The sequence below is a fragment of the Malaciobacter halophilus genome, assembly GCF_002837275.1.
GTDB lineage: Bacteria > Campylobacterota > Campylobacteria > Campylobacterales > Arcobacteraceae > Malaciobacter > Malaciobacter halophilus.
Window position 1 is genome coordinate 61,444 of sequence record NZ_NXIF01000026.1, and the last position, 14,727, is coordinate 76,170.

General features: G+C 28.5%; 15 protein-coding genes. 5 read left to right on the plus strand and 10 right to left on the minus strand.

The genetic code is table 11. The features are described 5' to 3' along the window. Positions 1–14: 14 nt before the first annotated feature. From nuoF to CP960_RS06845, 6 genes are all read right to left on the minus strand, one after another. Entirely contained in the window at positions 15–1,259 is a 1,245-nt protein-coding gene (gene nuoF, locus CP960_RS06820) for an NADH-quinone oxidoreductase subunit NuoF (RefSeq protein WP_101184668.1), read from the minus strand. Next, positions 1,237–1,734, minus strand: coding sequence for an NADH-quinone oxidoreductase subunit NuoE family protein (locus tag CP960_RS06825; RefSeq protein WP_101184669.1), 498 nt, complete (start codon positions 1,732–1,734; stop codon positions 1,237–1,239). Before CP960_RS06825 ends, nuoF begins: the two co-directional genes overlap by 23 nt. Next, positions 1,734–3,365: an NADH-quinone oxidoreductase subunit D gene (locus CP960_RS06830; protein WP_101184670.1), complete on the minus strand. Its 1,632-nt coding sequence runs from the start codon at positions 3,363–3,365 to the stop codon at positions 1,734–1,736. Before CP960_RS06830 ends, CP960_RS06825 begins: the two co-directional genes overlap by 1 nt. Then, positions 3,358–3,876 (minus strand): NADH-quinone oxidoreductase subunit B, encoded by a 519-nt coding sequence (locus tag CP960_RS06835; RefSeq protein ID WP_101184671.1) that lies wholly within the window; start codon positions 3,874–3,876, stop codon positions 3,358–3,360. Before CP960_RS06835 ends, CP960_RS06830 begins: the two co-directional genes overlap by 8 nt. Continuing rightward, positions 3,867–4,244, minus strand: a complete 378-nt coding sequence (locus CP960_RS06840) for an NADH-quinone oxidoreductase subunit A (RefSeq protein WP_322866668.1) — start codon at positions 4,242–4,244, stop codon at positions 3,867–3,869. The genes CP960_RS06835 and CP960_RS06840 overlap by 10 nt, the downstream gene beginning before the upstream one ends. 136 nt (positions 4,245–4,380) lie before the next feature. Beyond that, positions 4,381–5,547: a MalY/PatB family protein gene (locus tag CP960_RS06845; RefSeq protein ID WP_101184673.1), complete on the minus strand. Its 1,167-nt coding sequence runs from the start codon at positions 5,545–5,547 to the stop codon at positions 4,381–4,383. Positions 5,548–5,621: 74 nt separating this feature from the next. Between CP960_RS06845 and CP960_RS06850 the strand changes: the two genes are divergently transcribed. Next, positions 5,622–7,436 carry a menaquinone biosynthesis decarboxylase gene (locus tag CP960_RS06850; protein WP_101184674.1) on the plus strand — a complete coding sequence of 605 codons (1,815 nt, stop codon included), beginning with the start codon at positions 5,622–5,624 and terminating at the stop codon, positions 7,434–7,436. A gap of 19 nt (positions 7,437–7,455) precedes the next feature. On the opposite strand, the gene CP960_RS06855 is transcribed toward CP960_RS06850, so the two are convergent. From CP960_RS06855 to CP960_RS06865, 3 genes are read right to left on the minus strand one after another with little or no spacing between them, the layout of a single operon-like run. After that, positions 7,456–8,448, minus strand: a complete 993-nt coding sequence (locus CP960_RS06855) for an ABC transporter ATP-binding protein (protein WP_101184675.1) — start codon at positions 8,446–8,448, stop codon at positions 7,456–7,458. Continuing rightward, the gene (locus tag CP960_RS06860; RefSeq protein ID WP_101184676.1) at positions 8,448–10,055 is read right to left on the minus strand and encodes an ABC transporter permease; all 1,608 of its coding nucleotides are present in this window, start codon (positions 10,053–10,055) and stop codon (positions 8,448–8,450) included. The genes CP960_RS06855 and CP960_RS06860 overlap by 1 nt, the downstream gene beginning before the upstream one ends. 6 nt (positions 10,056–10,061) lie before the next feature. After that, complete coding sequence (locus CP960_RS06865; protein WP_101184677.1) at positions 10,062–11,069, minus strand: Fe(3+) ABC transporter substrate-binding protein; 1,008 nt, start codon at positions 11,067–11,069, stop codon at positions 10,062–10,064. Between the two features lie 147 nt (positions 11,070–11,216). On the opposite strand from CP960_RS06865, the gene CP960_RS06870 reads away from it, so the two are divergent. From CP960_RS06870 to CP960_RS06880, 3 genes are all read left to right on the plus strand, one after another. After that, positions 11,217–11,486, plus strand: coding sequence for a hypothetical protein (locus tag CP960_RS06870; RefSeq protein WP_101184678.1), 270 nt, complete (start codon positions 11,217–11,219; stop codon positions 11,484–11,486). A 199-nt stretch (positions 11,487–11,685) separates the two neighbouring features. Beyond that, positions 11,686–12,801 carry a tyrosine-type recombinase/integrase gene (locus CP960_RS06875; RefSeq protein WP_101184679.1) on the plus strand — a complete coding sequence of 372 codons (1,116 nt, stop codon included), beginning with the start codon at positions 11,686–11,688 and terminating at the stop codon, positions 12,799–12,801. A 15-nt stretch (positions 12,802–12,816) separates the two neighbouring features. Next, the gene (locus CP960_RS06880; RefSeq protein ID WP_101184680.1) at positions 12,817–13,431 is read left to right on the plus strand and encodes a hypothetical protein; all 615 of its coding nucleotides are present in this window, start codon (positions 12,817–12,819) and stop codon (positions 13,429–13,431) included. Between the two features lie 542 nt (positions 13,432–13,973). Here the strand turns inward: CP960_RS06880 and CP960_RS06885 are convergent. Continuing rightward, positions 13,974–14,240, minus strand: coding sequence for a helix-turn-helix domain-containing protein (locus CP960_RS06885; protein WP_322866674.1), 267 nt, complete (start codon positions 14,238–14,240; stop codon positions 13,974–13,976). Positions 14,241–14,439: 199 nt separating this feature from the next. Here CP960_RS06885 and CP960_RS06890 point away from each other — a divergent pair, with 199 nt between their 5' ends. After that, on the plus strand, positions 14,440–14,724 hold the full coding sequence (locus tag CP960_RS06890) for a hypothetical protein (protein ID WP_101184681.1): 285 nt from the start codon (positions 14,440–14,442) through the stop codon (positions 14,722–14,724). Positions 14,725–14,727 lie beyond the last annotated feature (3 nt).

Sequence of the window (14,727 nt, forward strand, 5' to 3'; positions counted from 1 at the left end):
TTTTTCTCCTTGATTTATTTAAATTCTTTTACAAATTCATCTCTAAATTTGATAATTATACTTTTTATAATATCTTTAACAGCAGGTGCAAAAACACATATTGTTTTACCATTCATTGTTTCACAAACATCTAAAATAGTATCTAAATCTTCTTTTGTACCTTCACCAGCTAATACTTTTGCAAGTATTTTATCAATCCAACCACAACCCTCTCTACAAGGTGTACATTGACCACAAGATTCATGATGATAAAACTCAATTAAATTTTTTGCTACATCAATCATACTCATGTCTTCATCAATTATTATCATACCTCCTGTACCAAGTGTTGAACCTATGTCCCACATTGATTCATAATCTAATACTGCTTCTTCAACCTCTTTTGCAGTTAAAATTGGACAAGATGAACCTCCAGGAATCACAGCTTTAAGCTTTTTACCTTCTTTCATTCCTCCACCAATTTTATTAATTACATCAATCATTTTATTACCAAATGCTAACTCATAAACACCTGGATTTTTAACAGGACCACTCATAGCAAAAAGCATAGTTCCTGGTGATTTCTCCGTTCCATATGCTGTATAAGCTTCATACCCTTTTTCAACAATAAAAGGAACAGTAGCAATTGTTTCTACATTGTTTACTGTTGCAGGATTATCAAAAAACCACTCACACTCTTTTTGGTGTGGCTTTAGTCTTGGATGTCCACGTTTACCTTCAAGTGACTCAATAAGTGCTGATTTTTCTCCACAAATATATGCTCCACCACCTCTATGAACTGTTATATCCATTCTATAATCATGACCCATAACTTTTTCACCAATAATCCCAGCATCATATGCCTCTTTGATAGCTTCATTTAATCTATCAATAAACCATTTATATTCACCTCTTACATAAATATAAGCATCATGTGCGTTCATTGCATAAGATGAACAAATTATTCCTTCTATTAAAAGGTGTGGGTCATATTGGAAAATTTGTCTATCTTTGAAAGTTCCTGGTTCTGATTCATCTCCATTTACTATTAGGTATGATGGTCTTGGATCATCTTTTGGCATAAGTTTCCACTTTGGTCCACATGGTGCACCCCCACCACCTTTACCTCTAAGACCTGATTTTGTAACTTCTTCTATTACATCATCTGGTGCCATAGTAAATAGTTTTTCTATTGAAGAGTATCTTCCATTTGCTTTTGCTACTTCTAATTTATGTGAATTAGGAATATCAAAATTTTCACTTACTACTTTTACTAGCATTTTTGCACTCCTGAATTACATTTTTTAAAGATTCAACACTTTGATTTTCATGATATTGACCATTTAGTGCAAACATTGGAGCACCTCCACATGCACCTAAACATTCAACTTCACTAAAATGGAAAAGACCATCTTCACTTGTTTCTCCTGGACCAATACCAATTGTCTCTTTTATAAATTTTTTAAGTTCAGGAGCACCCATTACCATACATGATAGAGTTTTACATAATTCGATATGATATGTTCCAATAGGTTTTAAATTAAACATTGTATAAAATGTTGCAAACTCATAAACTTCAATAGGTGTCTTATTTAGCTTATCAGCAACATAAATCATTGCATCTGGACTTACCCAACCTTCTTGTTCTTGAACTAACCATAAAGCTGGAAGCATCATAGAGTCACTGTTTGGGTATCTTTTTATTTGCTCTTGAAACTTTGCTTCATTTTCAGGTGTATATTTAAATTTACTCATTATCTATCAAACTCCCCTGCAATAAAGTTCATACTTGCCATTGTAATAATTGCATCTGCTAACATTCCACCTTCAACAATCCTTGAATATGCTCCAAGAGAGTAAAAACTAGGTGGACGACATTTTACTTTATAAGGTGTTCCAGAACCATCACTTGTTACATGAAAACCTAATTCTCCATTTGCACCTTCAGTATATCCATAGTATTCACCTTTAGGAACTTTAATACCTTCAAATGTAAGTTTAAATTGATTCATCAATCCTTCAATATTTCCATAAACATCTTTTTTGTCAGGTAAAAATACACCTTGATGGTCAACATTTAAAGGTCCGTCTGGAAGCTCTTTCATAGCTTGCTTAATGATTCTCATTGATTGTCTTATCTCTTCAAATTTAACCATTATTCTATCGTAAACATCTCCATGACTTCCTATTGCTACATCAAAATCAAAATTTTCATATCCATAATATGGAGCATCTTTTCTTAAATCAAATGCAACTCCAGAAGCCCTTAAGTTTGGTCCAGTAACACCTGCACTTATTGCAAACTCATCATTTATTACACCTACATCTTGTGTTCTATCATGAAATATTCTATTGTGTTCAACTAAAGATAAAGCATCATTTATACCTTTTTCTACTTCTTTTAATACTTCATCTAAATCTGCTTCAAAGCCATCATATAAATCAAACTCTAAACCACCAATTCTTGTATAAGAGTTTGTTAATCTTGCTCCTGTTAATCTTGATAATAAATCATAACTTTTATCTCTTGGAGCAAATAAGTACCAAAAGTTTGTAAGTCCACCAAGGTCAACCATATTTGCTGCATTACATACTAAATGGTCAATAATTCTACTTAATTCGCCAATTATAATTCTAATCATTTTTGCACGAGGAGTTATATCAATTCCTAGCATATCTTCAATTGCTTTTGAGTATCCAATATTATTTAAAATTGCACTACAATAGTTAAGTCTATCAGTATAAGGAATTACCTGTGAGTAAGTATGTGTTTCACACGCTTTTTCAAAGCCTCTATGTAAATAACCAACTTCTGTCACACAGGCTTTTATTGTTTCACCTTCTAATGCTAAGAAGTTTCTAATTGTACCGTGACTTGCAGGGTGAGAAGGTCCTACATTTAAAAACATTAAATCTTCATGGTCTTGTTTGCTATATCCATAAGACTCAAGTAAAGGAGTCATCTCGTCCATTAAATCTTCTGTTTGTGTACATAATTGTCTTTTTGTAACAGGATAATCTTTTCTTAAAGGGTGACCTTTAAATTGGTGATGATTTAAAACTCTTTTTAAATTCTTATTACCTTTAAATAAAATTCCATATTGGTCAAATGTCTCTCTTTCTGCCCAATTTGCACTATAATACATATCTGAAATTGAATCAACAGTTAATGTTATATCATCAACAAAAGCTTTTACTGTAATAAACTTTTTAAAAGTATGGTCTCTTAAAATATATACAACAGCAAATCTATTAGTTGTTGCATCTGGATATTCTAAATAGTCAATTGCAGTAATATCTAATAAAAGAGTGTACCCATCTTCTTTTAATTTGCTTATTGTATTTCTAATTTCATTTGCATTAATTAAAAGCTCATTTTTATGCATCTAAAATTCCTTTGTACTCTCTTTTTGCTCTATCTTCAAGCACTGATTCTTTTTGCGCTTTTTCTTGAACTCTCATTACTGCATCTAATACAGCTTCTGGTCTTGGAGGACAACCTGAAACATACTCATCAACTGGAATGATTTCATCAATTCCTTGAACAGTTGTATAGTTGTCATAAAAACCACCAGAACAGGCACATGCACCCATTGAAATTACCCATTTAGGCTCACACATTTGGTCATAGATTTTTTTCAAAATTGGTGCTTGTTTATATGTAATAGTACCTGCTACAATCATCAAGTCCGCTTGTCTTGGAGAGAACCTTACAACCTCTGCACCAAATCTTGATAAATCATATTTTGCACCAACAACTGACATAAATTCAATACCACAACATGCTGTACCAAATACCATTGGCCACAAAGAGTATGACCTACCCCAATTAACTGCGTGATCTAATCTTGTTGTGATTATTGAATCACCAAAAGCTGACTCTGCTCCTAATCCCATGATAACGCCTTTTTCTTATAAATATAAATTAATCCTGCAAATAGTAATGCCATAAACATAAACATCTCTGCAAGTCCTAAAAATCCCAATTCTCTAATATTTACTGCCCAAGGAAACATAAAAATGATTTCTACATCGAAAATTACAAAAAGAATTGCTACTAGATAGAATTTGATTGAGAATCTTAGATTTGTAGTACCTACTGGGTTTGTTACCCCACTTTCATACACTGTGTTTTTTTGTTCGTTATCTTTATTACTTGGTCCTAAATATCTTGTGAGGATAAAAACAGCGGCTAAGACTAACCCCATAATAATAAAGACACTTGTCGCTAAAAGTAGTTCTGTTGACATTGTACTTCTTCCCATATTGTTTTGTTATGTTTGGATTGTACAATATTTTAAGGTAAGTATAAAGGGATTATATGATTATTTTACACATTCATTAAAATAGTGAGAAAAAATGTAATACTTTAAAAATAACATTTTTTCTAACTTAAACTTACTAATTAAATTCATTATTTAAATAAGAAAGTGATTTAATTAATTCATCTTTACTAAGTGCTATATTTAGCCTAAAGTAGTGCTTTGCTTCTTTACCAAAAGTTGAACCATCATTCAGTGCAAGCCCCGCATTATGAAGAAGTCTAGAAAAAATATTTTTATGTGAATCATTGATTTTTGAAAAATTTAACCATAATAAATAAGTGGCTTCGGGTTTACAAAAAGTAATATTATTACCATTTTGTTTTAAAGACTCTTCAACTGTTATAATATTATCTTGCAAGTAAAATAGTAACATCTTTAACCACTCTTCACCTTTTGTATATGACGAGATAATTGATTCTAATCCAAAAATATTTACTGATGCTATATGTCTTTTTTGTATTACTTTATTAAGACGAGTTTTCAAAGTGTCATTTTTACAAATAATATAAGAGCTATTCAATCCTGCAAGATTGAAAGTTTTACTTGGAGAGTTTAAAATAACTACATTTTCTAAATATTTATCTTCAAGATGTAAAAAAGAGGTGAATTTTTTAAAGACCAAATCAGAGTGTATTTCATCACTTATTATAGTTATATTATGTTCATAGCATATCTTAGCTAGTTCTAATAGCTCTTCTTTACTCCATACTCTTCCTACTGGATTATGTGGTGAGCATAATATTAGAAGTTTAGTTTTAGAAGTTATTTTACTTTTCAAATCTTCAAAATCCATTGTATAGTAGTCTTTTTTATTTTTTAATGGATTTATTATCAATTTTCTATTGTTATCTTTAACTACTGAGAAAAAAGGAAAATATACAGGTGTTTGAATTATTACTTCATCTTCAATATTACAAAAAGCTTCTATACAAGCACTTAAAGCAGTAACAACACCTGTTGTTAAAAGAATATCATTTTTATCAAAATTAGAGATTTGATGTCTATTTTTATACCATGAAATGATACTATTATATACTCTATGACTAACTATTGGGTAACCTAATATTTTTTTATCAAAGACTTTTTTTAAATCTTCTAGTATAAATTGTGGAGTTTTAAAATCCATATCTGCAACCCACATTGGTCTTGCATCATCTACATTAAAGTATTTTTTTAGTCCATCATACTTAACACAATCACTATTTTTTCTATTAATATACTCATCAAAATTATAATTATTCATTTTTACTCTACCATAAACTATTTTTTATAGATATAATGATATAAAAATAAGATTAATTACTAATAAGGTTTCATATGAAAAAAGCAATAGAATTGTTAAAAAAGCATAATTTATTAAAAATTATTGATGAAGAGTTAGATATTAACTTAGAAATTCCTCATGTTGCATATGTGGAAGTTAAAAAAGAGGATTCAAAGGCTATACTTTTTACTAATCCTGTTGATAAAAAAAATGGAAAGAAATTTGATATTCCTGTTTTAATGAATGTCTTTGGTTCAAAAAAAGCAGTTGAGCTTTTTATAGGTGATGGAGATAAAATTGGAAAAGAGATTGAATCTTTATTAAAAATGAAGCCTCCAACAACATTAAGTGAAAAACTTTCTACATTTGGAAAGCTTTTTGCTCTTAAAAATACAATTCCTAAAAAAAATAAAGGAAAAGGTGAGTGCCAAGAAGTCATAAAACTTGGAAGTGATGCTAAACTTTCAGAGTTACCAATTTTAACAACTTGGGAGCAAGATGGAGGACCATTTATTACAATGGGACAAGTTTATACAACTTCATTAAATGGAGAAATGAAAAATTTAGGGATGTATAGACTTCAAGTTTATGAAGATAATACATTAGGATTACATTGGCAAATTCACAAAGACTCTAATCACTTTTTCCATGAATATAAAAAAGCGGGTAAAAAAATGCCAGTATCAATTGGAATAGGAGGAGATCCTATGTATATTTGGTGTGGTCAAGCACCATTACCAATTGGTATTTTTGAATTGATGTTGTATGGATTTGTTAAAAATAAAAATGCCCAACTTGTGAAATCTATTACAAATGATATTTATGTACCAAGAGACAATGATTTTGTAATTGAAGGATTTGTTGATACGAGTAAACTAAGAATTGAAGGACCATTTGGTGATCATACTGGATATTATACTTTAGAAGAAGAGTATCCTTTTATGGAAGTAACAGCAATTACTCATAAAAAAGAGCCAACATATTTAGCAACAGTTGTTGGTAAACCACCACTAGAAGATAAATATATGGGATTTGCCACAGAGAGAATTTTCTTGCCATTGCTTAAAACAACAGCACCAGATTTGATTGATTATTATATGCCAGAAAATGGGGTGTTTCATAACTTAATTATTGCAAAGATTAAAACTTTATATCCTGGACATGCTTCTCAAATGATGCACGCATTTTGGGGAGTAGGGCAAATGAGTTTTGTAAAACATGCAATTTTTGTAAATGATGATGCTCCTGAACTTGAAGATCATGAGGCAATTACTAGATATATTTTAAATAGAATTGATGTAGATGAGATGTTAATTTCAAGAGGAGTTGTTGATGCACTTGATCACTCAAGTCCAAAGTTTGCAGTAGGTGGAAAATTAGGACTTGATTGTACAAATGAAGAGATTAGTGAACTTGGAATTACACTTTTAAGTGACAATGAACTACTTTTAAAAATGCAAGAAATAACAGATGAGGTAAAAGATTTAAAACAATATTATACAGATACTAAAAATCCAATAACAATTATTAGTGTAGATAAAAAAAGAAATCAAAAATATTTGTTTGATGACTTAAAACCACTATTTGAAAATATTAAGATATTAATAGTAGTAGATGCGAAAAATCAAAATGATGTAAACAATGCATATATGTTACTATGGAGAGTTGTTAATAATATAGACTCAAACAGAGATTTATATATTCAAAATAGTACAATTTGTTTAGATGCAACAAATAAAAATGAATTAGATAATTTTAAAAGAAGATGGCCTGATGATGTTGATTGTTCAAAAGAGGTTTTAGATTCATTAAAACAAAGAGGAATTATTGATATAGATGATGAGTTTCAGAAAAAATATCAATTATAATAAATAAGAGTTTTTACTCTTATTTATCTATAATTTTTATATTATTTTTATCAATATGCATAAAAACTTCATCACTGATATTTAAATTATCAATACTTGAAACTTTTACTAAAATTGTTTTGCTTTTATAATCTATAAAATCAAGTACAAGTTCATAATACTCACCACAAAATGAAATATCTAATATCTTAACTTTACATTCAGAACTATTTTTAGATACTTTACAATCCTCAATTTTAATAATTGCAACTTTATTTTCTTCTATATTTAAACCTAAATCTTTTATATATGTATTTGGTAATTGATTGATTTCACACAAAAAGTTTGCAACATATAAACTATTTGGATTTTCAAACATATGTTTTGCATTATCAAACTGTACAAGTTTTTTATCATTTACAATACCAATTTTATCAGAAATAGATAAAGCCTCTTTTTTATCATGAGTAACTAGTATTGCACTTAAATTCATCTGTTTAATTAAATCCTTTAACCAGATTTTTGTTTTATATCTAAGCATAGCGTCAAGATTTGAAAAAGGTTCATCTAAAAGTAGAATTTTAGGATTATTTGCCATTGCCCTTGCAATAGCTACTCTTTGTTGTTGTCCTCCTGATAATTGATGAATTTGTTTATTTTTATGCTCTTGAATATTAAACTGTTCTAAGAGTTCATTAACTCTTATCTCTTTTTGTTTTTTAGGTAATTTATATAGTGCAAAAGCTATGTTTTCTTCTACGTTTAAATGAGGGAAAAGTGCATAATCTTGGAAAATGTAACCAACCTCTCTATCTTTTTTATAAATTTCTTTTGAAGAAACACACTCATTTCCTATACATATATAACCTTCATGCTTTTTTTGTAGTCCTGCAATTGACCTTAATATTGTTGTTTTACCACAACCACTTGAACCAAGTAGTGTTACAATCTCTCCTGGTTTAACATCAAATGAGATGTTTTCTAAGATTCTTGTTTCATTAAATGAAATACCAAAATTTTCTATACTTACCATTAGTGTGCCTTATTCATATTTTTTGCTAATAAAATTACTGAAATCATTCCAATTAATATAATAAACATTGAAGGAACAGATGATTCTACTATTTGTGATTGTTGTGTTAATTCAAGTGCTAAAATTGGTAATGTATCATAATTAAATGGTCTTAAAATCATAGTTAAAGGTAACTCTTTTATTACTTCTATAAAAACTATAATAAAAGATGCAAATGCAGAGTTTTTTAAAAGAGGAATAAAAACTTTTATAAATGTTCTTTTTTCATCTACATCTAAAATTTCAGCAGCATCATCATATGTTTGAGGAATTCTACTAAATCCTGCTTCAAAATTATTTATACTAATTGCTAAAAATCTAACACAATACCCAAAAATAATTGCTATAATTGTTCCACTTATAATAAATGTTGATGAAAAAATATCAAAAATATATCTATCAAGAAGTGAGAAGAATGATAAAATTCCTACTGCTACAACTGCTCCTGGTATTGAATATCCAAGTTTTACAACTTGAGTTAAAATAGAAGAGGTTTTATCTTTATTTTTTCTTACATTATAAACAAATAAAAGTGCTAATGCAGTTATTAGTGTTGCACTACTTATTGCAAGTGTTAGTGTTTGATAAAGTGTTGTCATAAAATCTTCATCAATAATCTCTTTATAAGATATACTAAACCAAAAACAAAGTTGAATAAAAGGTAATAAAAATCCAAAGAAAAATGGAATAAAACAGGCAAAAAATGCTAAAAATGATTTAAATCCTGTAAGTTTTTCTTTTTCTATTGGTTTAAAATCTTTACCTGAACTTTTAAATATTTTATTTCGTCTTTGCACTCTTTCTAGGATAATTAGTAAAAAAACAAAACTCATTAAAATACTTGCAAGTTTTGCTGCATCTTCTACACTTCCCATCCCAAACCAAGTTTTAAAAATACCTGTTACAAAAGTATTTACACCAAAATAATCCATAACTCCAAAGTCAGCTACTGCTTCCATTACTGCAAGTGTTACACCTGCTACAATTGCGGGTCTTGAAATTGGTAAAATTACTTTTCTTAATATTTGCCATGATGATAAATTAAAAGTTTTCGAAGCTTCTATAATTGAAGCAGACTCAAAACTTAAATATGTTTTACAAATTAAATAAACATATGGGTATAGAACTAAAGACATTACTAAAATAGCACCTTCTATTGACATAATATCAAAGAATACTACTTCACTTAAATCTTTATCAAGCATATCTAAAATAAATGTAGTAACTGTTCCTGTTATATCAAACATTCCTCCATATATAAAAGCAACAATATAAGTAGGAATTGCAAAGGGTAAAATTAATCCATAATGAAAAAATCTTGAAAATGCAAAACTATAAAGTGAAGTTAAATATGCAGTAGTAAAACCTAAAAGTGTTGTTAAAATAGCAACCCCAATCATTATGTACAAAGAATTAAAAATATATGTAAATAATAGTGTATCTTTTAAGTGTTGCCAGTTATCACTATGACCTATGAAAAGATAAAGAAAAATAATTATTGCAGGAGATGAGATAAGTAGCGTTAGAAAAAAGCTACTTATCTTGATTTTTGAAATCGAATTCTTCAATTAATACTACTTCCAACCAGCTATATCAAAAGCTTTAACAGCTGCTTTATTGTTTTGTCCTAAAGTATTAATAGATATATGGTCATCTTCAAAAGTTCCCCATGATTTTACTAAATCAGATGATTCTACACCTTTTAAAATTGGATATTCATAATTTGCTTTTGCAAATAGTTCTTGAGCATCTTTTGAAGCTAAGAATTCAATAAATTTTATTGCATTTTCTTTATTTGGTGCATATTTTGCAACTCCAGCACCACTTACGTTAATATGAGTTCCACCATTTTCAAATTTTGGAAAGAATACTTTTACTTTTCTTACAGACTCTTTTTGTGATAAATCCTTATTATTTACCATTTTACCTATATAATAAGTGTTTACTATCCCAATAGAACCAATTCCATTTGCAATAGCTTTAACTTGATATCTGTCATTTCCTTTTGGAGAACTTGCCATATTTGCAACTACACCTTTTGCCCATTTTATTGCATACTCTTCTCCATGATGAGCAATCATTGCAGCCATTAAAGATTGGTTATAAATATTGTTTGATGACCTAACCATGATCTGACCTTTAAATTTTGGGTCTGCTAAATCTTCGTATGTAGATAATTTTTTATCCATTCCTGAACCAATTTTATATACTGTTACTCTTGCTCTTTTTGTCAATGCAAACCATTGATTATCTTTATCTCTTAATTGAGAAGGAATAGTTTTTTGTAAATATTCAGACTCTATTGGCTGTAAAAGATTCTTTGATTTTGCTTGATATAATCTTCCTGCATCAACTGTGATTAGTACATCAGCAGGTGACTTTTCACCTTCCGTTTCAATTCTTTTGATTAAAGCACTAGCCTTTGCCTTAACAACATTTACTTTAATTCCTGTTTTTTCTTCGAACATTTTAAATAGTTTTTTGTCAGTATCATAGTGTCTATGCGAATATACATTTACTTCTGAACTTGCTAGTAAAGATGAAGCAAGTACAACTGCACTTAAAGCTAATTTTTTTAACATTATTGTCCTTTTTTGATAATAGTTATTGGAATTATAATTTTTAAAAGCTTTTGTTCAACTGAATAGTAATAACTATTATTAATTAACTCCTCTTTATTCAGTTTTATTCTTTCTTTGATATAATATGCTTTTATGAAAAGGCAGTAAATGAAAGTGATATTTGAAGCAACAATAAAAGAGAATGGAATAGGTGGCTGGTTCATTCAATTAAAAGATACAGTTGATGGAAGAGTTGAAAACTGTAATGATTTAGAAGAGTTCTCTATTACAATTGAAAAATTGGGTTCAGATTATGGAGGACATATTGATGAGGTTAAGTGGAGTGTTGATGAAAATGTTTCACCTAATCATTTAACAGAAGTTAAAGCTAAAATGGCTAAATATCATAAGGAACTATTTGATGATTCTAATGATTGATAATCATTGTTTCGCTTAGTAACAATGAAATTATCATTAAATATCTTTTCGTCTCACAACATTTCATAACCTCAAAAACCCCTTGAAATAGTGCTTTAAATCCATTAAAATTTTCATAGATAGTAAGTCGACTTCTATCCACAAAAATTCACTACTTTTAAAATTAGGGTAGTTTTAGGGTAGTTTTTGGAGGTAGATTATGAAAATGATTAAATCAAAAAAGCATACAGGTGTTTATCAAAAGACATTAAGTAACGGTGATATTTCTTACTACTATAGTTACAAAGATTTAGATGGTAAGAAAATATGGAAATGTGTTGGTAAAAAATCTAATGGATTTTCTGAAAGGGATGCAGTAGCTCAAAGAAGAAAAGTTTTAGCTGAAGTCTCTTATTCTGATGAACCTCTTTATATTAAAAAAAGAAAACAAAAAGAAGTTATTACGGTAAGACAACTTGCTGATAAGTATTTTGATGAAAAATCAGATATTAAAAATCATCGAGATGCATATTTAAAATATATAAATAAAATAGATCCAGTTTTTGGTGAGAAAAATATTAATCATCTAACTTCTAAAGAAGTTGAGTCTTTTAAGAAAAAATTGGTTAAAGAAGGTTATCGAAACGCATCAGTAAACTATTATTTAGCACAGTTACGTGCAATTATCAATTATGCAATAGAAAAAGATGTTATAGATATAAGTAATCCTTGTAGTAAAGTAAAATTATTGAAACTAAATAATGCAAGACAAAGAATATTATCTAAAGAAGAAATTGATTTGCTACTTGGTTCTTTAATGCACAACCCTAAAGCATATCTTTTTGCTCTTATTGCAATTGCAACAGGTGCTAGACCAAAGGCTATATTAAATCTAAAAAGAAAAGATATTGATATGGGATATCATAAAATCTCATTTATGGAGTTGAAAAAGAATACTAAATACTCTGTAGGGATTCATGAAAAGTTAAAGTTAACTCTTTATGACTGGATTAAAGATTTAAAGCCTAATGAGTATTTATTTTTTAGAGAAAGTCCTAAAATTGATAAAAATGCCCATATTACGCATACTTCCATTCGAAATAAAATACAACCTATTATGAATGAATTATTTAATGAGGGATTAGAGCCTAACGATCGTATAAATAAAGTTAGCCTTTATACTTTAAGACACTCTTTTGGTTCTTTATTATCCTCAAGTGGGGCAAATGCATTTGTGATTAAAGAGTTAATGAACCATTCGGATATAAAAATGACAGACAGATATGTAAAAGTACAACAAGCGGCATCACAAAAGTACATTGATGCAATATTATAGAAAGGAGCTATTACAATGAGTAAAGGAAAATCACTATTAGACATACACAAGTATTCAAAAAAAGCTTTTCAATATCTCTACGATAAGCTTTCAGATTATGATTTTAAACGCCCTTATATTACAAATGATGATCCAATAGCATCTGTTACTGGTATTATTTGGGATATTACGCAAGAAGAAGAGGAACTAAAAAAGATTGTTAAGGAAATGGATAAAATTGATGGGATCAAAGCTGAAAATAGTAAAAGCAGTAATGAAAAAAGAGTTGAGAGTTGGTTGAAAAAAGCTTATTTCGAACATCTTTACAGAGGCTATGCAGTTTCAAGAGGTATGCTAATAAAATTTATGAAAAACATCATAAACCCTAAGACTCCAGAGGGAGAAAAAAGATTAAAGTATTCAAGTAGCAAATATTTTGAGCTATATAATGACAAGTTTAAAAAGCGATTGAGTCGTTGCAGGAAGAATGATAGAGTGTATGAGCTACAAAGAAAATATCCAGAATTAAATATAATGGATGCATTTGCTTATGGACAGATTATTGATAAGTTTAATACGACAAATGAAGATCTAGAACTGTTTGAAAAAATAGTAAAAATATTGACAAAAGAGAAGGAAGATTACCTTTAAATTTACATAAAAAGTGCATTAATTACACTCAACTGTAATTGGAGCACTTTTTATACTTTTTAAAGCTTTTAAAAGAGGATAAATTTATTTATAAAAGAATTAAAATATTGATTAAAATAATAGCAGATTTTAAATACTTTTATTGAAAAAAATTAGTAGTAGATTTATCACAAAAGGTTTTTTAAAATAGATATACTCGTTTTTAAATTATAATAATTGAAAAACAATGAAAAAAGAGCTGTTTGAGTAAAGAAAATTTTTGGCTAAATTGGATAAAGCCCATAAATAAGGGAAAATTGTATTTATCTGAGTAATGATTTTTTCTCAAGGGACAAATTTTACATAAAACTTGTAAAATCAAGTAACGATTTTTTTTGAGCATCTTTATAAAAGTCCTTAAAATAGGGATTTTAAAGAAGTGTTTTAGTAAGCATTTTTTTCTAGGGGACAAAAACAACTAATATATTATTACCAATAAAATGTCCCTTTCAGGGGACTAAATCACATTATATATGAACGACAGTGAATAGTGTAAGACAGAATTATTTTGAAAGTATAAAAAAATCTCTTATATCAACTTGTAGTACATTTGCTATTTTATAAAGCTGTTCGATATTGTAATGTTTATTTTCTAATCCTGCTTCAATTTTAGCTATTGTACTAACAGTTTTATGTCCAATAGAATATGCAAGGTTAAGTTGTGAGATATTTTTTTGTTTTCTTATAGTTTTAACATTGTTAGCAATTGTTTTATGTAGTTGTTGTATCTCTTCATGTGAGATTTCTCTTATATTTTCTATGTAAAAAATCCTATAACTTTTTTAAAGGATTATAATGAATAGTAAAAATTAATAAAATTCCCTATAGTGAAATATAATTTAAGTAAAGCTTTTTTATAATAACTATTATAAAAGTGGTAGAGTATTTGAACTTGTAAGCTGCTATTTTTATTTTCTACAAGCTATCAAATTCTCTTTCACAATCAAAATCAGTTTTTAGGAGTCAAATATGTTAGGGGTAATAAAAGATTACTTATTAACTGTACTTGTAAGAATGATTGTAGGATATATTCTATTCCTTTCAATTGTAACTATTGCTTTTTTAGCTTATGCACTTATTTTTAATTGGAGTGATGCAGTTGCTCTTGCTTCAAGATTAGCTTCAAATGAAATTGTAAGTCTTGTTGTTTGGTTGCCTTTTGCTCTTGCTTGGTTTAGAGATGATAGAAAAGGTGGTATGCCAACAGACGATATGAGTTTTACTGAAAAACAATTGCTAGGTTTTTACAAATAATTA